Below are 19,861 nucleotides of genomic sequence, written 5' to 3' on the forward strand. Positions count from 1 at the left end.
CCAGGTAAATTATGGCCAGTGATAATACGACCGCGCAGCGAGAATATCTGCTGGAGATGACCGATGTCTCTAAATCATTTCCCGGCGTTAAAGCGTTAGATAATGTGAATTTAAAAGTGCGGCCTCACTCTGTTCATGCATTAATGGGCGAGAACGGTGCCGGTAAATCCACCTTATTAAAATGCCTGTTTGGTATTTATAAAAAAGATACCGGCAGTATTCTCTTTCAGGGTAAAGAGATCGACTATAAAAGCTCCAAAGAGGCGCTGGAAAATGGCGTGTCGATGGTGCATCAGGAATTAAACCTGGTCTTGCAGCGTACCGTGATGGACAACATGTGGCTGGGGCGCTATCCGCGCAAAGGCTTTTTTGTCGATCAGGATAAGATGTATCAGGATACCAAAGCCATTTTTGACGAGCTGGATATTGATATTGATCCGCGCGACAAAGTGGCCAATCTTTCTGTATCGCAGATGCAGATGATTGAAATTGCCAAAGCGTTTTCTTATGACGCGAAAATTGTGATTATGGATGAGCCGACCTCCTCGTTAACCGAGAAAGAGGTGAACCATCTGTTTACCATTATTCGTAAGCTGAAAGATCGCGGCTGCGGCATCGTTTATATTTCTCACAAGATGGAAGAGATTTTCCAGCTGTGCGATGAGATTACCATTCTGCGTGACGGGCAGTGGATTACCACTCAACCGCTGGAAGGGCTGGACATGGACAAGATCATCGCCATGATGGTCGGCCGTTCACTGAATCAGCGTTTTCCTGACCGGACCAACGTGCCGGGTGAAACCATTCTTGAGGTGCGCAACCTGACATCCTTGCGTCAGCCATCGATTCGCGACATCTCGTTTGATCTGCGTAAAGGGGAGATTCTGGGCATTGCCGGGCTGGTAGGGGCCAAACGTACCGATATTGTTGAAACGCTGTTTGGCATTCGCGAAAAATCGGGTGGCACCATTAAACTGCATGGCAAACCGATTAACAATCACACGGCCAACGAAGCGATTAACCACGGTTTTGCGCTGGTCACGGAAGAGCGTCGCTCGACCGGTATTTATGCTTTTCTGGATATTGGTTTTAACTCGCTTATTTCCAATATCAAAAAATATAAAAACAGTATGGGGCTGCTGGATAATAAACGCATGAAGAGTGATACCCAGTGGGTGATCGATTCAATGCGGGTTAAAACACCTGGCCATCATACCCAGATTGGTTCGCTTTCGGGCGGTAACCAGCAAAAAGTGATTATTGGCCGCTGGTTATTGACCCAGCCTGAAATCCTGATGCTTGATGAACCGACGCGCGGTATTGACGTTGGTGCAAAATTCGAAATTTACCAGCTGATTGCGGAGTTGGCGAAAAAAGAAAAGGGCATCATTATTATCTCTTCCGAAATGCCGGAGCTGTTAGGCATTACCGATCGTATTCTGGTAATGAGTAACGGTCTGGTAGCAGGCATAGTGGATACCAAAACGACCACGCAGAACGAAATATTGCGTTTAGCGTCATTACACCTTTAATGAAGCAAGGGCTGTTAACATGAAAGCGACTACAAAAAAGAATGCGCTAACCTGGTTAAAAGAGGGCGGCATTTATGTCGTGCTGCTGGTACTGCTGGCCATTATTATTTTCCAGGACCCGACCTTTTTAAGTTTAATGAACTTGAGTAACATTCTGACCCAATCTTCGGTGCGTATTATTATTGCACTGGGTGTGGCGGGCCTGATTGTGACCCAGGGAACCGACCTGTCAGCCGGACGTCAGGTTGGTCTGGCGGCGGTGGTGGCCGCCACGCTGTTGCAGGCGATGGATAACGCCAACAAAGTGTTCCCGACGCTGGATACTGTGCCAATTCCGCTGGTGATCCTGACCGTCTGCGTGATTGGCGGCGTGATTGGTCTGGTGAATGGGGTGATCATTGCTTACCTGAAGGTGACGCCATTTATCACCACGCTGGGTACGATGATCATCGTTTACGGTATCAACTCACTCTATTACGACTTTGTCGGTGCCTCACCGATTGCCGGTTTTGACGCCGGTTTCTCTAAGTTCACGCAGGGCTTCCTGCGGTTCGGCGACTTTAAACTGTCGTTTATCACTTTCTACGCCGTGATCGCGATCGTCTTCGTCTGGGTGCTGTGGAACAAAACCCGCTTTGGCAAAAACATTTTTGCTATCGGCGGCAACCCGGAAGCGGCGAAAGTCTCTGGTGTTAACGTCAACCTGAACCTGATCATGATCTATGCGCTGTCAGGGGTGTTCTACGCCTTTGGCGGGATGCTGGAAGCGGGCCGTATCGGTTCTGCCACCAACAACCTCGGCTTTATGTATGAGCTGGATGCGATTGCGGCCTGTGTGGTCGGCGGCGTCTCCTTCGCCGGTGGTGTTGGTAGCGTGGCGGGCGTGGTGACCGGTGTGTTGATCTTCACCGTGATCAACTACGGTCTGACCTATATCGGCGTTAACCCTTACTGGCAGTACATCATTAAGGGCGGCATCATTATTTTCGCCGTGGCGCTGGATTCACTGAAATATTCGCGTAAGAAGTAACGTTCTGCCGTACGAAAAAAAGCGACCTCTGGGTCGCTTTTTCTATTTTTGGGGCAGGGTGTTTTAGTCGTTGCTGTCAGGCGGAGCCTGCGCAGGGAACCGGGTCAGATCGGAAAGACGCAAAAGCCGTCATCCCTGACACGCTCGGCCCGCGTCGTCCCTGACGCGGGACGCTTTCCTCTTCTGACCCGGTTCCCTGCGCGTTGAGCTTAGTCATTGCTGTCAGATTCACTTTAGCTCCAGCAAATTTAAACAGACGGCTAACCAACTCAAAGCGATGGGAGCATACGCCTGTAGCAAAGCGTTGGCCCGTTTACGGGCGTACCTCAGGGATGAGGTGCGTAATCGCCTGCACCTGCATCTTATCGATAGCCAAAGAGCGGACTTCAGCGTCGCTCTTTTTACTTCCTCAACTTCTGCTCGAGCTCCAGCAGCTGTTCTGGCGTCACCGCAGGGTAACTCTGCGCGTCCTCAGGCACTTCGCGTACCGCGGGAATCGGCACCAGCGGGCCAAGGAAGCGTGGTTCGCGCTTCAGCAGAAAGAGATCGGCCAGCGCGCCGAGGCGGGCACCCACTTCACGGAAGCGCACGCTGAGCATATTTTTAGGTGAGGGCACCGCATAACACTGCGCCTGAATTCCCAGCTGTAGGGCGATAAACAGCGCGCGCTCACAGTGAAAACGCTGAGTGATGATAATGAAGTCATTGGTATCGAAGACTTTGCGGGTGCGAACAATCGAATCCAGTGTGCGGAATCCGGCATAGTCCAGCACGATGTCGGCTGGATCGACCCCGGCCTTGATCAAATCGCGGCGCATGGTCATCGGTTCGTTGTAACTCTGCTGGGCATTGTCACCGCTCAGCAGCAGATAGTTGACCTTGCCGCTGTTATAGGCGTTCAGCGCGCCCTGCATGCGATAGAGATAATACTGATTGATGACGCCGGTCCGGTAATACTTGGCCGTACCTAACACCACGCCTACCTGACGATGCGGCAGCGAGGCGACGTTTTCGTAGATAAAAGGCGCGGTTTTCCAGCTGATCCAGCGATCAAGGCCGAGCGCGGTTGCCACCATCAGTAAGATGATGAAAAGCAGACCAATGAGAACCCGTTTCAGCATGCGCCTGGAGACTCGATATAAGAATTTTGAGATGGGACAAGGCTACTTGAGCTGCCGCAGCGAAGCAAGTTAGTGCCGGCTGGCTGTGCTCTTTTTGAACACTGCCGGACCCTAAGAGGTCCGGCAGCGGTGGATCAGATCGAGGTACGACGATAATGACGGTATTGCGGCAGCCAGAAATTATTGGCTATCGCCTGTGACAGCACATCTTCAGACGTCACCACGGCGACACCCGCCAGCTGTGCGGCTTTGCCCACTTCCATCGCGATAATCTTCGATACGCCCTGAATATCTTTGATTTCAGGCAGCACCGGACCTTCACCTTCGTTAACCAGCGGCGAGCAGTCAGCAAGGGCGCGACTGGCGGTCATCAGCATGGTGTCGGTAACGCGGCTGGCACCTGAGGCGATTACCCCTAATCCAATGCCGGGGAAGATGTAGGAGTTGTTGCACTGGGCAATCGGATAGGTTTTACCGTTCCAGCTCACCGGCGAGAATGGGCTGCCGGTAGCGACCAGCGCGGCACCGTCGGTCCAGGCGATAATGTCGGCTGGCGTCGCTTCCACTCGTGAAGTCGGGTTCGACAGCGGCATCACAATCGGACGCTTACAGTGTTTGTGCATCTCGCGGATGATCTCTTCAGTGAACAGACCCGGCTGACCAGAGACACCAATCAGAATATCGGGCTGAGCATTGCGCACCACGTCCAGCAGCGAGATTGAATCACTGGTCACATCCCAGTGTTGCAGGCTTTCGCTCTTCTGCACCAGCTTGCTCTGGAAATCGAGCAGGTTTGGCAGCTTGTCGGTCAGCAGACCAAAACGATCCACCATCATCACCCGACCACGCGCTTCCTCGTCGCTCAGACCTTCTGACTTCATCTGCGCGATGATCTGCTCAGCGATACCACAACCCGCTGAACCGGCACCCAGGAACACTACTTTCTGTTCGCACAGACGGCTGCCCGCCGCGCGGCTGGCCGCAATCAGCGTGCCTACGGTGACGGCGGCGGTGCCCTGAATATCATCGTTAAAGCAGCAGACCTCTTCACGGTAGCGGTTCAGCAGCGGCATCGCGTTCTTCTGGGCGAAGTCTTCAAACTGCAACAGCACCTTCGGCCAGCGGCGTTTTACCGCCTGAATAAATTCGTTAACGAATTCATCATACTCTTCGCCGGTGATGCGCGGATGACGCCATCCCATATAGAGCGGATCGTTCAGCAACTGCTGGTTGTTGGTGCCGACATCCAGCACCACTGGCAGGGTGTAGGCCGGACTGATGCCGCCACAGGCGGTATACAGAGAAAGTTTACCAATCGGGATACCCATCCCGCCGATCCCCTGATCGCCCAGTCCCAGAATGCGTTCGCCATCGGTCACCACAATCACCTTCACATTCTGCTTGGTGGCGTTTTGCAGCATATCTTCGATGCGGTCACGGTTCGGGTAGGAGATAAAGACGCCACGCGCACGGCGGTAGATTTCTGAGAAGTGCTCACAGGCCGCGCCGACGGTCGGGGTGTAGATAATCGGCATCATCTCTTCGAGATGGTTATCCAGCAGCCGATAGAACAGCGTTTCGTTGGTGTCCTGAATGTTACGCAGGTAGACGTGCTTATCGTTATTGTTTTTGAAGTCCTGAAACTGACGCCAGGCACGCTGCGCCTGCTCCTCAATCGATTCCACCGCTTCGGGCAGCAGACCATTGAGGTTGAATTCGTTGCGTTCTTCGAGGGTAAAGGCGCTGCCTTTGTTCAGCAGGGGAAATTCCAGCAAAATCGGGCCAGCATAAGGGATATAAAGCGGGCGTTTACTTTCGTAGTCGAGTTCCATGCGGTGATGCTCCGGTTGCAGTGTTGTCTGGCGTCACGCCGGAAAGGTAGCGCCAGTTTTCTTACCCGTTATAGCTCAGAATGCAGGTGCGGCAGCGACGGGGTCGCCGCTGCGAAAAATTCACGTCCCTGCTGCCATCCTGCAACCTGAATTATTCAGAGTAATTTGTAATGACGTGAATTCTGCCGCCAGATCCTATGAAATTTCCCGCAGAAGTACAGCGTTTGTTCATAAAAGCTCACAAAACTGTGCTCTCTCTGACAGCGGGTTATGCTTTATACAGCGTCACCGGCAGCAGCTCACTGCAACCCAAAGTCTGTAACGTCGCCTGCGTGGCGGCGAACTGGCTTAATGTGGCATTTTCCACTTCGGCGATTGCCGCTTTTTTTATCTGGCGCGCATCGCCACCCTGCATATTCAGCAGTACCAGCGCGGCCTGAAGCGGCGGAAAGCTCGGGTTAAAGGCGGCGTTTTCCGCATAGCGACCAGCGACTATCGAGCCGTCAGCGGTCAGCAGCGCGACGCCGCAGTGGGACTGGCTGTAAGGCGCGTGGCTAGCATTGGCTGCCGCGACAGCGGCCTGTACCAGCGCATCCCCCTCGGCCACATAGCCGTGATCCACCTCGTCCATCAGCAGAGTGGTGATGTCGAGATCGCGCGGGCCAAAGGCATCCGGCAGATAATCGGCCAGGGTGCTGATGGCGCGCTGAGGCAGGCTGATTCGAATAGCGGTGCCGCTGTTCAGTTCGTTCATGAACTGACGGCAGTGTCCGCACGGCGTGTAATTAACGGTGATGGTCTCCAGCTGCCGCTCGCCGCGCAGCCAGGCGTGGGTGATCGCGCTCTGTTCAGCGTGCACCGTCTGCTGCATCGGAACGCCGACAAACTCCATGTTGGCACCGAAATACCAGTTGCCACTGACGCCACGGGCGATGGCGCCGACGTTGAAATGCGACACGGTCGCCACCGCACAGGATGCCGCCAGCGGCAGCAGCGCCAGCGCCAGGCTGTCCGCGTCCATCTGCGTCTGTTGCTGGAGCAGAGCGACCTGATCGGCGCTCAGCACCGCCTGAAAGCTGGCATCGTTCAGCAGCGGCGCCAGCGCGGTTTGCAGGGTTGACGGTAACGCCTCGAAGGCAGAGAGAAAACGAGAGTGCATGATAGCCTCATAAATTCAGCAGGACGATGTACCAGTCACCGGTTTATATGTGATCTGTATCGCTCTGACAATGTAACCTCTGTTGCATGTTTCAACTTTGCGAGATCTCTCGCAAAGTTTTAGCTGAACCAGTGCAGCAGCAGCGGAAAAATAAACGGTGCCAGCAGGGAAGTGATAATGCCGCAGATCACCAGCGCCAGTGAGCTGAACGCCCCTTCCTGATAATCGAGTTCGGCGGCGCGTGCGGTGCCGAGCGCGTGCGACGCATTGCCGATGGCCAGCCCGCGCGCAGCTTTGGATTTCACGCCCAGCAGATTCAGCAGCATATGGCCGAACACCGCGCCCAGCACCCCGGCAATCAGCACACAGATCGCGCTGATGGCAGGAATACCGTGCAGTGAACCAGCGACCGCCATCGCGATAGGCGTGGTCACTGACTTCGGCATAATGGTGGCGGCGATTTCCGGCGTAGCCCCGAGCCACAGGGCGATGGCTGTGCCGGAGATCATGGCGGTCAGGCTGCCGATAAAGCAGACGCCAATAATCGATTTCCAGCGGGCGCGGATCTGATGCATCTGCTCATAGAGCGGCAGCGCCAGCGCCACCACCGCCGGTTGCAGCAGCTGATTCAGAATCTGACTGCCGGCAAAATAGCGCGAGTAGGGCAGCTGCAACAGCAGCAGGATCGGGATGATTATCGCTATCGCCACCAGCAGCGGATTCAGCAGCGAAATCTTCAGCCGCATCGCCAGCCTGCGCGCCAGAAAAAAGGCCGCCAGCGTCAGCGGCAGTGACCACCATATTTCACTCATCCCCTGGCTCCCTGACCGGACGGCGGCTGTGTAGCTGATGGGCGCTGAGCCCGACGATGGAGAGTACCAGGAAGGTGCTGACCACGCAGGAGATGACGATAGGGCCAAACTGCGCGGAGAGAATATCGGTGTAGCTCATCACGCCCACGCTGATCGGCACAAACAGCAGCGCCATATAGCGAATCAGCAGATGACAGCCCGGTTTAACCCAGCTGACCGGCAGGATCTGCGAGGCGAGCAGGGCAAACAGAATCAGCATCCCAAGGATGCTGCCAGGCAACTTGATCGGCAGCAGCGCGGCGATGCCCATTCCGCTGTACAGGCAGAGATAAATAATCAGAAAGGCGCGAAGATAGCGGCCGCAGAGAGAGAGTACGGTCAGCATGGCAGGCTCCTGTTTTTACTGAGCTTCATCATACGCATTAACCGCTTAGCGTGCTAGCGATCACATTCAGGAGGCGCTGTCGGACAGGGGCGTCGGGAGAAGAGGTCAGAGAGAGGAACGCGGACGGGAAACGCCCTTCGCGCCTGCGGGAGGCGCGAAGGGCTAAACAATCTTACTTAACCGGCATACCCGGTACGGCACCGCTATCAACCGACAGCACGAACAGATCTTTCCCGCCCGGACCCGCTGACAGCACCATCCCTTCAGAGATGCCAAAGCGCATTTTACGCGGCGCAAGGTTGGCCACGATAATGGTCATTTTACCGACCAGCACAGAGGGATCGGGATAGGCGGCACGGATGCCGGAGAAGATCTGACGCTTTTCACCACCCAGGTCGAGTTGCAGACGCAGCAGCTTGTCTGAACCCTCCACCAGTTCCGCCTGCTCAATCAGCGCCACGCGCATATCGACTTTGGCGAAATCGTCGATGGTGATGGTGTCACCCACTGGCGACTCCGCCAGCGGACCGCTCGCGGCTGGCGCACTGGCTGCGGCGGCATCCTCTTTCGACGCCTCAATCAGTCCCTCAACCTTCGCCATCTCAATGCGGCTGTAAAGCGCTTTAAATGGCGCAACCTGATGATTCAGCAGCGGCTGGGCAATCGCGTCCCAGCTCAGTTCGCTGTTGAGGAAGCCCTCGGCACGGGCGCTCAGGGATGGCAGCACCGGCTTCAGCCAGGTCATCAGAATGCGGAACAGGTTGATCCCCATTGAGCAGATCGCCTGGAGGTCGGCGTCGCGGCCTTCCTGCTTCGCCACCACCCACGGAGCCTGTTCGTCGACATAACGGTTCGCCAGGTCAGCCAGCGCCATGATCTCACGGATGGCACGGCTGAATTCACGGCTTGCCCAGGCGTCACCGATCTTCTCTGAGGCGTCGACAAAGGTCTGGTAGAGCGCCGGATCGGCCAGCTCGGCGGCCAGCTTACCGTCAAAGCGTTTGGTGATAAAACCGGCGTTACGGGAAGCCAGGTTAACCACTTTGTTCACGATGTCGGCATTCACCCGCTGGACGAAATCTTCCAGGTTGAGGTCAATATCGTCGATGCGCGAAGAGAGTTTCGCCGCATAGTAGTAGCGCAGGCTGTCGGCATCCAGATGTTGCAGCCAGGTGCTGGCCTTGATGAAGGTGCCACGCGACTTCGACATCTTGGCACCGTTGACGGTGACATAGCCGTGAACAAACAGGTTGGTCGGCTTGCGGAAGTTGCTGCCTTCCAGCATCGCTGGCCAGAACAGGCTGTGGAAGTAGACAATATCCTTACCGATAAAGTGATACAGCTCGGTGGTGGAATCTTTGCGCCAGAATTCGTCAAAATCGATGTCGCCACGCTTGTCGCACAGGTTCTTGAAAGAACCCATATAGCCGATAGGCGCGTCCAGCCAGACATAGAAATATTTACCCGGCGCGTCGGGAATTTCAAAGCCGAAATAGGGCGCGTCGCGGGAGATGTCCCACTGTTGCAGACCCGATTCAAACCACTCCTGCATCTTATTGGCAACCTGCTCCTGTAGCGCACCGGAGCGGGTCCAGGCCTGTAACATGGCGCTGAACGACGGCAGATCAAAGAAGAAGTGCTCGGAGTCACGCAGTTCCGGGGTCGCGCCTGAAACCACCGATTTTGGCTCAATCAGCTCGGTCGGGCTGTAGGTCGCGCCGCACACTTCGCAGTTGTCGCCATACTGATCGGCGGATTTACATTTCGGGCAGGTGCCTTTAACAAAACGGTCCGGCAGAAACATCCCTTTTTCCGGGTCATAAAGCTGAGAGATGGTGCGGTTCTTGATAAAACCGTTCTCTTTCAGACGACCGTAAATCAGCGCAGAAAGCTGACGGTTTTCGTCGCCGTGGGTCGAGTGATAGTTGTCATAGCTGACGTTGAAACCGGCAAAGTCAGCTTCATGCTCACTCTTCATCTCAGCGATCATCTGCTCCGGCGCAATACCCAGCTGCTGCGCTTTCAGCATGATTGGCGTACCGTGTGCATCATCGGCGCAGATGAAATAGACCTGATTGCCACGCATTCGCTGATAACGCACCCAAATGTCTGCCTGGATATGCTCGAGCATGTGGCCGAGGTGAATTGAACCGTTCGCGTAAGGCAGCGCGCACGTTACCAGAATTTTTTTAGCGACTTGAGTCATAGTTTGCGTAGCTTTCTGTTGATTGAAAAAACGGGCTTAGATGGTAACTGAAGGCTTCTGCTGCGTAAACACAAGGGATTCGCCGCGAAGCCGTGGTCATCTGATATTATTGACAATACCTCGCTGAAATACAGCGTAAGCACAGCAGAAATAAGGAGTGGGGGATGACAGGACAATCCCGGGAACCGCATACGCCTGAAGCATTGCGCGCCATCGTAGCCGGCGTGTTAAGAGGCTTTGAGCATCCGACCCTTAAACAGAATCTCACCGCGCTGAAGGCGCTGCATCACGTGGCGCTGCTCGACGGTACGCTGCACATTGAGCTGATGATGCCGTTTGCCTGGGCCAGCGGTTTCGACGAGCTGAAGGCGCAGGTTAGCGCAGATCTGCTGCGACGCACCGGCGCGCGCGCCATCGACTGGCGGCTCAGCCATGAGATTGCCACCCTGAAGCGGGTGAAAAACCAGCCAGGCGTCAACGGCGTTAAAAACATTATTGCGGTCAGCTCCGGTAAAGGCGGCGTCGGCAAGTCAAGCACCGCGGTGAACATGGCGCTGGCGCTGGCGGCAGAGGGCGCGCGGGTGGGTATTCTCGACGCCGATATTTATGGCCCCTCCGTGCCGAATATGCTTGGCACCGAGGATCAGCGGCCGACCTCGCCCGATGGCACCCATATGGCTCCGATTATGGCGCACGGCCTGGCGACCAATTCGATTGGCTATCTGGTCACGGATGACAATGCGATGGTGTGGCGCGGGCCGATGGCCAGCAAGGCGCTGATGCAGTTGCTGAACGAAACGCTCTGGCCGGAGCTGGACTATCTGGTACTGGATATGCCGCCCGGCACCGGCGACATTCAGCTGACGCTGGCGCAGAACGTGCCGGTCACCGGCGCGCTGGTGGTGACCACGCCGCAGGACATCGCCCTGATTGATGCCCGTAAAGGGCTGGTGATGTTTGAGAAAGTCAGCGTGCCGGTACTGGGCGTGGTGGAAAATATGAGCCTGCATATTTGCAGCCAGTGCGGATTCCATGAGCCGATCTTCGGTACCGGCGGCGCGCAGAGGCTGGTGGAGGATTACCATACCCAGCTGCTGGCGCAGTTGCCGCTGCACATTGACCTGCGCGAAGATCTCGATGAGGGTCAGCCCACGGTGATCCGTCGGCCGGAGAGTGAATTTACCGCGCTCTATCGCCAGCTGGCTGGCCGGGTCGCGGCCCAGCTTTACTGGCAGGGCGAAGTGATCCCCGGCGACATCGCCTTCCGCGCGCTTTAAGCCCGCCCCGACCCGCTGGTGTATTCAGACGCCAGCGGGTAGTGCATCAGCACATAGCCGCCATGCTCGCCTTCCCCCTGTGAAATCATCTTCCAGCCATGTTGCAGATAGAACGCCTGTGCCGCCTTATTCTTTTGCAGGCACTTCAGCGCCCCGGTTGAGGTGAAGCGCGCCTGAACCGCTTCCAGCAACGCGCTGCCCGCGCCGCGTCCCTGCCAGTCGGGATCAACATAGAGACTGTGCAGAAAATTATCGTTCTCCAGCAGGCCGGCAAAGCCGACGCGCTGGCCGTCACATTCGGCCACCAGCACGGTTTCGCCGAGGATCACACTATCAAAATCTTCCAGTTGCCACTCGCTGCCATCCAGCCAGCGCCAGTTATGCCGCCGCGTCGCCAGAAACAGCGTGCGCAGAAAAGGACGATCGGCTTCAGTAAACGGACGAATCTCCACAGGTCAGCTCCCTTTTAATCCGGTCTTACAAAGCTAGCAGCGATCCGCGCAAAAAGGTAAAGCGGCCTGGTAAATCGCGGTACACTGTCCGCTGGGCCAGAAAGCATGAGGCTTTCAGCGTTTGATAGCTTTCGTGAATCAGATTGATAACGTCTGCGTATTAGATGTTGGCCCGAAAATTATGTAACCTGCATCACATATTTTAACGGAGGCCACAGATGTCTATTATCAATACCAAAATTAAGCCGTTCAAAAACGCAGCATTCAAAAACGGCGAATTCATCGATGTAACCGAGAAAGACGTTGAAGGTAAATGGAGTGTGTTCTTCTTCTATCCTGCTGACTTCACCTTCGTCTGCCCGACCGAACTGGGCGACGTGGCGGATCATTATGAAGAGTTCCAGAAACTGGGCGTAGACATCTACTCCGTTTCAACCGACACCCACTTTACCCATAAAGCCTGGCACGGTTCATCTGACACCATCGCGAAGATCAAATACGCGATGATCGGCGACCCGACTGGCGCGCTGACCCGTAATTTCGAAATCATGCGTGAAGCTGAAGGTCTGGCTGACCGTGGTACCTTCATCGTTGACCCGGAAGGCGTTATCCAGGCGATCGAAATCACTGCGGAAGGCATTGGCCGTGACGCCTCTGACCTGCTGCGTAAAGTGAAAGCGGCTCAGTACGTCGCTTCACACCCAGGTGAAGTCTGCCCGGCAAAATGGAAAGAAGGTGACGCAACGCTGGCTCCGTCTCTGGACCTGGTTGGCAAAATCTAATTCCGCTGCGGCCTTTCGACCGACCATTCTTCTATCGGGTGCTTCGGCACCCGATTTTTTGACCAGGACATCACTATGCTCGACACAAATCTGAAGACGCAACTCAAGGCTTACCTTGAGAAACTCACCAAACCCGTTGAGTTGATCGCCACCCTGGATGAAGGCGAAAAATCAACCGAGATCCGTGAACTGTTGGTTGATATTGCCGGATTGTCTGACAAGGTCAGTTTCCGCGAAGAGAACGATCGTCAGGTCCGCAAGCCTTCATTTTTGATCACCAACCCAGGCTCGAACAGCGGTCCGCGTTTTGCCGGTTCGCCACTGGGTCACGAATTTACCTCACTGGTGCTGGCGCTGTTGCAGACCGGTGGGCATCCCTCCAAAGAAGCGCAAAGTCTGCTGGACCAGGTTGCGGCGCTGGACAGCGATCTGCACTTCGAAACCTACTATTCGCTCTCCTGCCATAACTGTCCTGACGTGGTTCAGGCGCTGAACCTGATGGCAGTGCTTAACCCGCGCATCAGCCACACCGCGATTGACGGGGGTCTGTTCCAGAACGAGATCCAGGAACGTAACGTAATGGGCGTTCCGGCGGTTTACCTTAACGGTAAAGAGTTTGGTCAGGGCCGCATGAGCCTGGCGGAAATCGTCAGCAAAGTGGACACCAACGCGGACAAGCGTGCGGCGGAAGAGCTGAACAAACGTGACGCCTATGACGTGCTGATTGTCGGCAGCGGCCCGGCGGGCGCAGCGGCGGCGATCTACTCGGCGCGTAAAGGTATCCGCACCGGACTGCTGGGCGAGCGCTTTGGCGGCCAGGTGCTCGACACCGTGGATATTGAAAACTATATCTCCGTGCCGAAGACCGAAGGGGCAAAACTGGCAGGTGCACTGCGTGCGCACGTCGATGATTACAGCGTTGATGTGATTGAGAGCCAGAGCGCGATCAAACTGATCCCGGCCACGAAAGAGGGCGGAATGCACGCCATCGAAACCGCGTCAGGCGCGGTGCTGAAATCACGCAGCATCATCCTGGCGACCGGTGCGCGCTGGCGTAACATGGGTGTGCCGGGTGAAGAAGAGTATCGCACCAAAGGCGTTACCTACTGCCCGCACTGTGACGGTCCGCTGTTTAAAGGCAAGCGTACGGCGGTGATCGGCGGCGGTAACTCCGGTGTGGAAGCGGCTATCGATCTGGCTGGCATCGTCGAACATGTCACCCTGCTGGAGTTCGCCAGTGAAATGCGCGCTGACAAGGTATTGCAGGATAAGCTGCGTAGCCTGAAAAACGTTGATGTCATCCTCAACGCGCAGACCACCGAAGTGAAAGGCGACGGCAGCAAAGTGACCGGGCTGGACTATCTTGATCGGACCACCCAGACCAGCCATCATCTGGCGCTCTCCGGTATTTTCGTCCAGATCGGCCTGCTGCCTAACACCCCGTGGCTGGAAGGGTCGGTCGAGCGCAATAAAATGGGCGAGATCATTATCGACGCCAAATGCGAAACCAGCCTGAAAGGCGTCTTCGCCGCAGGTGACTGCACCACCGTGCCGTACAAACAGATCATCATCGCCAGCGGCGAAGGCGCAAAAGCCTCGCTGAGCGCCTTTGATTATCTGATTCGTACCAAATCCACTGACTGAGTGCAGCGATAAGCCTGATAACAGCCCTCCGACAGCGATGTCGGGGGGCTTTTTTTTAATAGCCCGCCAGCGTCATCAGCATCATCCAGAGTGGCGTGGTCACTGCGGCAAACAGGGTAGAGAAAAGCATGCTGGCCGCCGCCGGGCCGGTAATCACATTGAATTTCTGTGACATCAGGTAGACATTGACCCCCACTGCCATCGATCCCAGCAGCACCACCACTTTACTCTCCAGCGGCGGCAACCCGATCAGCCAGGCGATCGCCCATACCGTCATCGGTTGCAGCACCAGCTTCAGCAGACAGAGGGTGTAGCTCTCTTTCAGCCCATCCCGCACCCGATAGTGCGCCAGACTCATCCCCAGCGTCACCAGCGACAGGGGCGCGGCCAGCGAGGCCAGCATCCGCAGCGGTTCCGCCGCGAGCGCTGGCAGCGGACGTTGCAGAAAGCTCCAGGCCGTGCCGCCAAGAATGCCGATGATTAACGGATTTTTCAGCACGCCCGCGAAGGTACGGCCTATCCCCTGGAGCGAGAAACTGCCCTGTTTTGCCCACTCGACCGAGACGGTCAGCAGCGTCCAGAGGATCAGGCTGTTGAACACCAGCACCAGCGCGACCGAGGGCAGGGCGGATGAGCCGAGCAGCACCGTCGCCACCGGGATCCCCAGCATCACGTTATTGGAAAAGATGCCGCCCAGCGCAAACACCGAGGCCGCTACGCCATCCAGGTTGAACAGGCGCGTCGCCAGCCAGCGGCCGACGATAAACACCAGTAAACAACTGCCGAAGAAAGCCAGCAGCAGGCGCGCATCAACCGGCGGGCTTTGCGAGAAGGTGCTCATCACCCGGAACAGCATGCAGGGCAGCGCGACGTTGAAAACAAAGCGGTTCATCCCTTCACTGATGCTGGCGGGCCATTTTCCGAGGCGCGTCAGGCAGTATCCTAGCAGGATCAGGATAAACAGCGGGGCTGACAGATAAATCTGATGAGTCAGGCTGGCTAACAGCTGTGGCATAGAGAGAGTCTGATCGGACAGCGAATAGTGAGCAGACTAACAAATTGCTAACTAACTGTTAACTGGTTCCTCAGCCAGCGGAGCGGGATTACCCCAGCCAGCGCCGCGCCTGCTGGTCGCTGATATCGCGATAATAGACGCGATGGATAATTTCACCGCAGCCAGCGCAGCGGGCGGAAATATAGGTGGAAAGATAACGCCTGCCATCTGGCGCGATGGCACCCAGACGTTCGATGGTCATGTCCCGCCATCGGTGGCGGTGTGGAATAAGCGCTAAAAATCGCATCATACATCCTGAATAGTATGAAGTTCCGCTTCAGGAGTTTCTTAACTCCATGAAATAAGATGCTTTTTTACGATGTTATTACGAGCAGGTTAATTATTATGAGGTGGTCGTTGGGGCTGCGGAAATGATTATCCAGCGGGATAAAAAATAGCGTATACCTATAAAGAGGTAGTTCCGTGACCCGCAGCATTAAGCCTCTTTTTACCCAGGCAAACGTTGATCGGGATCATACAGAAGGGTTCAGCATTGACGATTTAGTGACCCGGCGCGGCTTGCTTTCACCGCGGTGCTTCCTTATGCTGCAAACCGTAACACGACTCGGGGTGCCCTTCTTCGTGAAGGCTGAGAAATACCCGTATTACCTGATCTGGATAATGCCAGCGTAGGGAAGTCTGATGCCTGACCGCATTCGCCTTCTTGTTCGCCGGTTGGGAGCTACGATGACACATCCGTCTCAACACCTTTCTGCCGCGCAGTTCGCGCCCATTCTGCACCGTTTTCGCCGCCAGTCACCGCTGGTGCACTGCCTGACCAATGACGTAGTCCAGAACTTTACCGCCAACGTACTGCTGGCGCTGAATGCCTCACCGGCGATGGTTATCGATGCCGATGAAGCCGCGCAGTTCAGCGGCTTTGCGGATGCGTTGCTGATTAATGTGGGAACCTTAACCCGTGAGCGCCAGCAGGCGATGCAGGCGGCCGTGACGGCGGCTAACCAGGCGGGAACGCCCTGGACGCTCGATCCGGTGGCGGTTGGCGCGCTGGCGCTGCGCACTGAATTCTGCCAGCAGCTGCTGAGCCAGCAACCGGCGGTGATCCGTGGCAATGCCTCAGAGATTATGGCGCTGGCGCAGCAGGCCAGCGGCGGGCGCGGTGTCGATACGCTGCACCAGGCGGATGCGGCGCTGGATGCCGCGCACCAGCTTGCCCGGCGCTGGCAGACGCTGGTGATTGTCACCGGTGAAGTGGACTACGCCACTGACGGGCAGCGGACGCTGGCGATCGGCGGCGGCAGCCCGTTAATGACGCGGGTAGTTGGCACCGGCTGCGCACTCTCGGCGGTGGTAGCGGCGTTCAGCAGTCTGTCAGGCGATCGGCTGCTCAATGTCGCTACGGCCTGTCAGGTGATGGCGCGGGCGGGCGAGGTGGCGGCGGCGTGTTCAGCCGGACCGGGCAGCTTTGCCACGGCGTTTCTTGATGCGCTCTGGACGCTGGAGGTGAACCATGAAACGCATTAATGCGCTGACCATTGCCGGTACCGATCCCAGCGGCGGCGCGGGCATTCAGGCCGATCTGAAAACCTTTTCGGCACTGGGGGCCTATGGCACCAGCGTCATCACCGCGCTGGTGGCGCAGAACACCTGCGGCGTGCAGTCTGTTTATCGCATTGCCCCTGAGTTTGTCGCCGCCCAGCTCGACTCGGTGCTCGACGACGTGCGCATCGACAGCGCAAAAATCGGCATGCTGTCAGAAACGGCGATTGTGGAGCAGATTGCCCACCGGCTGAGGCGTGCCGATATTCCGTTTGTGGTGCTGGATACGGTCATGGTCGCCAAAAGCGGTGACGCGCTGCTCTCACCGGATGCGATTGCCAGCGTACGTGAACTGTTGCTCCCTCAGGTCTCGCTGATCACCCCTAATCTGCCGGAAGCGGCGGCGTTGCTCAATTGCGCCATCGCCTCCGATGAAACAGAAATGCGGGAGCAGGGGCGGGCATTGCTGGCGCTGGGCTGTCAGGCCGTATTAATGAAGGGCGGCCATCTGACCGCGCAGGAGAGCCCGGACTGGCTGTTGACCCCCGCAGGGGAACAGCGATTTAGTACCCAGCGGGTAGATACCCGGCACACCCACGGAACCGGCTGTACGCTGTCTGCCGCGCTGGCCGCGTTGCGTCCGCGTCATACTGACTGGGCCGGCACGATAGGGCAGGCGAAAAACTGGCTACAGCAGGCGCTGTTGCAGGCCGATTCACTGGAGGTCGGCAAGGGCATCGGACCGGTGCATCATTTTCATCAGTGGTGGTAGCTGAACAGGCCCGCCTTGTTGCGTAAAGGCAACGCGGGCCACAGGTTACGGCGCGTCAAACCAGGCGCTGTTGCGCTCGGCGATGGGGGTGATGGAGAAGATCATCTCCTGAAGATGACGACGCATGGCGGCTTCCGCGGCGTCCGCGTCATGACGCTTCAGGGCGGCATAGATCTCTTCGTGCTGACCGATGACGCTTTCCGGCGGTGAGACTTCACTCAGCGTCAGAAAGCGTACCCGGTCCATGGTCGCTTTGATATTTTCCACCGTTTCCCACGCCAGCTTACAGTCGATGCTTTCGGCGATCAGGCGATGAAACTCATCATCCAGGCTGAGAAAGGCCTGGCTGTCATGCCGTTCAGCGGCCATCCGTTGCAGTTGCAGATTATGTTCCAGCGCCATCAGCGCTGGCTCAGCGATCTCCAGCGCCGCGCGCCGCACCACCGAAACTTCCACCGCCTCCCGGATAAAACGGCCATCCGCTACCCGCTTAGCGGAGATTTTTTGCACGAAGGTGCCGCGCTGCGGCAGGACCTGTACCAGCCCGGCTTCTGCCAGCTTAATGAACGCTTCACGCACCGGCTGGCGTGAAACGTTAAACCGTGCCGAGACCTCTTTTTCCGAAAGCAGCGATCCCGGCTGAATCGCGCAGGTCACGATGTCTTTACGCAGATAACGATAAATCTGCTGATTCACCGGTTCGCTGGTAGTAATGGTATAGGCGATCGACATGCAACAATATCCATATGACGGCTGACAGCGGCCAGCGTGATGGGAAAGCGTCAGTCTAATCAGCGCACTGCGTCTGCGCCAGCGCTTTGTTGCAACGCCGTCAGCCGCGGTTCAGGCAGTGATGCACCGTGGCGCGCGCGCCCTGGCTGAGCAGCTGCTGATACCAGTGGGTCAGGCGGGCGACCACCGTGGCGTTTTGCGCCAGATCGTCACCAAATACCTCGCGCAGGGCGAGTAACGCCCGCACCCGCGCTTCGCCCTCTTCGCTGCTGGCGACGCATTCCGCCAGCCTGGCTTTCATCGGGTCGCGGATCTCAATCGGCTGGCCCTGTTCATCTTTACCACCGACATAGCGCATCCAGCCCGCCACGCCGAGCAGCAGCAGTTCGCACTGGCTGTCGCGTTGCAGATGCCAGCGCAGACTGTCCAGCATGCGCTGTGGCAGCTTCTGCGTGCCGTCGGTGGCAATCTGTCCGGTGCGATGTTTGATGGCACGGTTTTCATAACGGGCGATCAGCGAGTCGGCATAGGCATGAAGATCCACGCCCTGGGTGCGTAAGGTCGGTGCCTGCTCATCGATCATCAGTGAACGGGCGGCGGCGCGGAAATGGGGATCGGCCACGCAGTCGCTGATGTGCTCATAACCCGCCAGGAAGCCGAGATAGGCCAGGAAGGAGTGGCTGCCATTCAGCATGCGCAGTTTCATCTCCTCATAGGGCAGGACATCGCTGACCAGCTCCGCACCCGCCTTTTCCCACGCCGGACGGCCATTGACGAAGTTATCTTCAATCACCCACTGAAAAAAGGGTTCCGCCTCAACCGCCACCGGATCTTCTGTCCCGAGACGCGCGTTCAGGGCATTAAATGCGGCATCGGTCATTGCCGGCACGATACGATCGACCATGGTAGAGGGGAAGGTAACATGCTGCTCAATATAGTCCGCCAGCGCCGGCTCCTGGCGTTTCGCCAACTGGGTAATCACGTTGCGGGTGACGTGGCCATTTTCCGGCATGTTGTCACACGACATCACGCTAAAAGGCGGCAGCCCCTGCGCCTGGCGACGGCGAATCGCGGCCAGAATCAGGCCCGGCACGCTGCGGGGCGTCTGTGGATTTTGCAGGTCGTGCAGGATGTCAGGATGGTCAGGATTTAAATTGCCGCTGGCAGGCTGGTGGCAGTAGCCTTTTTCCGTCACGGTGATGGATACAATCGCCACATCAGGCTGGCTCATGGCGTTGATCACCGCTTCAATCCCGTCGCTTTTGCCATGCAGCGCCTCCGTGATTACGCCAATCACCCGGGTATGCAGTGACGCATCTGCCATCTCGGTGAGGGTATAAAGTAGCTGCTGCTCACGTAAGGCCTGGATCAGCGCACCGCTATTGAGATTCACTTCGCAATAACCCCAGTCGCTGCCATGCTCTTCTGCCAGCTTGTCGCTGCACATCGCCTGGTGGGCGCGGTGAAACGCGCCAAAACCAATATGTACCATGCGGGTTTTTAATTTGCTGCGATCGTAAGTGGGACGCTGAACCTCAGCGGGCAGGCGGTCAATCTGTAACATAATCCAT

The 19,861-nt window shown here is 56.8% G+C and carries 18 protein-coding genes and 1 riboswitch; of the genes, 7 read left to right on the forward strand and 11 right to left on the reverse strand.

All coding sequences use genetic code 11. The features are described from left to right. Positions 1-11: 11 nt before the first annotated feature. Both mglA and mglC read left to right on the forward strand, forming a co-directional pair. Positions 12-1,532 (forward strand): galactose/methyl galactoside ABC transporter ATP-binding protein MglA, encoded by a 1,521-nt coding sequence (gene mglA, locus ACCW71_RS04460; RefSeq protein ID WP_436369879.1) that lies wholly within the window; start codon positions 12-14, stop codon positions 1,530-1,532. Positions 1,533-1,551: 19 nt separating this feature from the next. Continuing rightward, positions 1,552-2,562: a galactose/methyl galactoside ABC transporter permease MglC gene (gene mglC, locus ACCW71_RS04465; protein ID WP_436369880.1), complete on the forward strand. Its 1,011-nt coding sequence runs from the start codon at positions 1,552-1,554 to the stop codon at positions 2,560-2,562. 401 nt (positions 2,563-2,963) lie between these two features. On the opposite strand, the gene sanA is transcribed toward mglC, so the two are convergent. The 6 genes from sanA to metG form a co-directional block, all read right to left on the reverse strand. Beyond that, complete coding sequence (gene sanA, locus ACCW71_RS04470; protein ID WP_436369881.1) at positions 2,964-3,683, reverse strand: outer membrane permeability protein SanA; 720 nt, start codon at positions 3,681-3,683, stop codon at positions 2,964-2,966. 134 nt (positions 3,684-3,817) lie between these two features. After that, positions 3,818-5,515 carry an NAD-dependent malic enzyme gene (locus ACCW71_RS04475; RefSeq protein ID WP_436369882.1) on the reverse strand — a complete coding sequence of 566 codons (1,698 nt, stop codon included), beginning with the start codon at positions 5,513-5,515 and terminating at the stop codon, positions 3,818-3,820. A 268-nt stretch (positions 5,516-5,783) separates the two neighbouring features. Next, positions 5,784-6,674: a cytidine deaminase gene (gene cdd, locus ACCW71_RS04480; RefSeq protein ID WP_436369883.1), complete on the reverse strand. Its 891-nt coding sequence runs from the start codon at positions 6,672-6,674 to the stop codon at positions 5,784-5,786. A 119-nt stretch (positions 6,675-6,793) separates the two neighbouring features. Beyond that, entirely contained in the window at positions 6,794-7,486 is a 693-nt protein-coding gene (locus tag ACCW71_RS04485; protein WP_436369884.1) for a CidB/LrgB family autolysis modulator, read from the reverse strand. After that, a complete protein-coding gene (locus tag ACCW71_RS04490; protein ID WP_436369885.1) occupies positions 7,479-7,871 on the reverse strand; it encodes a CidA/LrgA family protein in 393 nt (130 codons plus the stop codon). The genes ACCW71_RS04485 and ACCW71_RS04490 overlap by 8 nt, the downstream gene beginning before the upstream one ends. A gap of 172 nt (positions 7,872-8,043) precedes the next feature. Continuing rightward, entirely contained in the window at positions 8,044-10,077 is a 2,034-nt protein-coding gene (metG, locus tag ACCW71_RS04495; RefSeq protein ID WP_436369886.1) for a methionine--tRNA ligase, read from the reverse strand. A gap of 164 nt (positions 10,078-10,241) precedes the next feature. Here metG and apbC point away from each other — a divergent pair, with 164 nt between their 5' ends. Beyond that, positions 10,242-11,354, forward strand: a complete 1,113-nt coding sequence (gene apbC / locus ACCW71_RS04500; protein ID WP_436369887.1) for an iron-sulfur cluster carrier protein ApbC — start codon at positions 10,242-10,244, stop codon at positions 11,352-11,354. On the opposite strand, the gene ACCW71_RS04505 is transcribed toward apbC, so the two are convergent. Next, complete coding sequence (locus ACCW71_RS04505; RefSeq protein ID WP_436369888.1) at positions 11,351-11,806, reverse strand: N-acetyltransferase family protein; 456 nt, start codon at positions 11,804-11,806, stop codon at positions 11,351-11,353. The two genes, apbC and ACCW71_RS04505, sit on opposite strands and share 4 nt — an antisense overlap. Before the next feature lie 218 nt (positions 11,807-12,024). On the opposite strand from ACCW71_RS04505, the gene ahpC reads away from it, so the two are divergent. Then, entirely contained in the window at positions 12,025-12,588 is a 564-nt protein-coding gene (gene ahpC / locus ACCW71_RS04510; protein WP_436369889.1) for an alkyl hydroperoxide reductase subunit C, read from the forward strand. Between the two features lie 75 nt (positions 12,589-12,663). Further along, positions 12,664-14,232 carry an alkyl hydroperoxide reductase subunit F gene (ahpF, locus tag ACCW71_RS04515; protein ID WP_436369890.1) on the forward strand — a complete coding sequence of 523 codons (1,569 nt, stop codon included), beginning with the start codon at positions 12,664-12,666 and terminating at the stop codon, positions 14,230-14,232. A 55-nt stretch (positions 14,233-14,287) separates the two neighbouring features. On the opposite strand, the gene ACCW71_RS04520 is transcribed toward ahpF, so the two are convergent. Continuing rightward, entirely contained in the window at positions 14,288-15,247 is a 960-nt protein-coding gene (locus tag ACCW71_RS04520; protein WP_436369891.1) for an AEC family transporter, read from the reverse strand. A gap of 88 nt (positions 15,248-15,335) precedes the next feature. Further along, the gene (locus tag ACCW71_RS04525; RefSeq protein ID WP_436369892.1) at positions 15,336-15,533 is read right to left on the reverse strand and encodes a hypothetical protein; all 198 of its coding nucleotides are present in this window, start codon (positions 15,531-15,533) and stop codon (positions 15,336-15,338) included. 309 nt (positions 15,534-15,842) lie between these two features. After that, positions 15,843-15,939: riboswitch (TPP riboswitch) on the forward strand. A 34-nt stretch (positions 15,940-15,973) separates the two neighbouring features. Between ACCW71_RS04525 and thiM the strand changes: the two genes are divergently transcribed. Both thiM and thiD read left to right on the forward strand, forming a co-directional pair. Then, positions 15,974-16,771 carry a hydroxyethylthiazole kinase gene (gene thiM, locus ACCW71_RS04530; RefSeq protein ID WP_436369893.1) on the forward strand — a complete coding sequence of 266 codons (798 nt, stop codon included), beginning with the start codon at positions 15,974-15,976 and terminating at the stop codon, positions 16,769-16,771. Beyond that, entirely contained in the window at positions 16,758-17,558 is an 801-nt protein-coding gene (gene thiD, locus ACCW71_RS04535) for a bifunctional hydroxymethylpyrimidine kinase/phosphomethylpyrimidine kinase (protein ID WP_436369894.1), read from the forward strand. The genes thiM and thiD overlap by 14 nt, the downstream gene beginning before the upstream one ends. A gap of 45 nt (positions 17,559-17,603) precedes the next feature. On the opposite strand, the gene ACCW71_RS04540 is transcribed toward thiD, so the two are convergent. Then, entirely contained in the window at positions 17,604-18,290 is a 687-nt protein-coding gene (locus ACCW71_RS04540; RefSeq protein WP_436369895.1) for a GntR family transcriptional regulator, read from the reverse strand. Positions 18,291-18,390: 100 nt separating this feature from the next. Beyond that, positions 18,391-19,854 (reverse strand): mannitol dehydrogenase family protein, encoded by a 1,464-nt coding sequence (locus ACCW71_RS04545; RefSeq protein ID WP_436369896.1) that lies wholly within the window; start codon positions 19,852-19,854, stop codon positions 18,391-18,393. Between the last annotated feature and the right edge of the window lie 7 nt (positions 19,855-19,861).

It is taken from the genome of Pantoea sp. C2G6 (assembly GCF_051336815.1).
Lineage (GTDB): Bacteria > Pseudomonadota > Gammaproteobacteria > Enterobacterales > Enterobacteriaceae > Pantoea.

Excerpts from the sequence above, each read along its gene's own strand:
- mglA (WP_436369879.1), top strand. The coding sequence starts at position 12 with ATGGCCAGTGATAATACGACCGCGCAGCGAGAATATCTGCTGGAGATG.
- mglC (WP_436369880.1), top strand. The coding sequence starts at position 1,552 with ATGAAAGCGACTACAAAAAAGAATGCGCTAACCTGGTTAAAAGAGGGC.
- sanA (WP_436369881.1), bottom strand. The coding sequence starts at position 3,683 with ATGCTGAAACGGGTTCTCATTGGTCTGCTTTTCATCATCTTACTGATG.
- ACCW71_RS04475 (WP_436369882.1), bottom strand. The coding sequence starts at position 5,515 with ATGGAACTCGACTACGAAAGTAAACGCCCGCTTTATATCCCTTATGCT.
- cdd (WP_436369883.1), bottom strand. The coding sequence starts at position 6,674 with ATGCACTCTCGTTTTCTCTCTGCCTTCGAGGCGTTACCGTCAACCCTG.
- ACCW71_RS04485 (WP_436369884.1), bottom strand. The coding sequence starts at position 7,486 with ATGAGTGAAATATGGTGGTCACTGCCGCTGACGCTGGCGGCCTTTTTT.
- ACCW71_RS04490 (WP_436369885.1), bottom strand. The coding sequence starts at position 7,871 with ATGCTGACCGTACTCTCTCTCTGCGGCCGCTATCTTCGCGCCTTTCTG.
- metG (WP_436369886.1), bottom strand. The coding sequence starts at position 10,077 with ATGACTCAAGTCGCTAAAAAAATTCTGGTAACGTGCGCGCTGCCTTAC.
- apbC (WP_436369887.1), top strand. The coding sequence starts at position 10,242 with ATGACAGGACAATCCCGGGAACCGCATACGCCTGAAGCATTGCGCGCC.
- ahpC (WP_436369889.1), top strand. The coding sequence starts at position 12,025 with ATGTCTATTATCAATACCAAAATTAAGCCGTTCAAAAACGCAGCATTC.
- ahpF (WP_436369890.1), top strand. The coding sequence starts at position 12,664 with ATGCTCGACACAAATCTGAAGACGCAACTCAAGGCTTACCTTGAGAAA.
- ACCW71_RS04520 (WP_436369891.1), bottom strand. The coding sequence starts at position 15,247 with ATGCCACAGCTGTTAGCCAGCCTGACTCATCAGATTTATCTGTCAGCC.
- ACCW71_RS04525 (WP_436369892.1), bottom strand. The coding sequence starts at position 15,533 with ATGCGATTTTTAGCGCTTATTCCACACCGCCACCGATGGCGGGACATG.
- thiM (WP_436369893.1), top strand. The coding sequence starts at position 15,974 with ATGACACATCCGTCTCAACACCTTTCTGCCGCGCAGTTCGCGCCCATT.
- thiD (WP_436369894.1), top strand. The coding sequence starts at position 16,758 with ATGAAACGCATTAATGCGCTGACCATTGCCGGTACCGATCCCAGCGGC.
- ACCW71_RS04540 (WP_436369895.1), bottom strand. The coding sequence starts at position 18,290 with ATGTCGATCGCCTATACCATTACTACCAGCGAACCGGTGAATCAGCAG.
- ACCW71_RS04545 (WP_436369896.1), bottom strand. The coding sequence starts at position 19,854 with ATGTTACAGATTGACCGCCTGCCCGCTGAGGTTCAGCGTCCCACTTAC.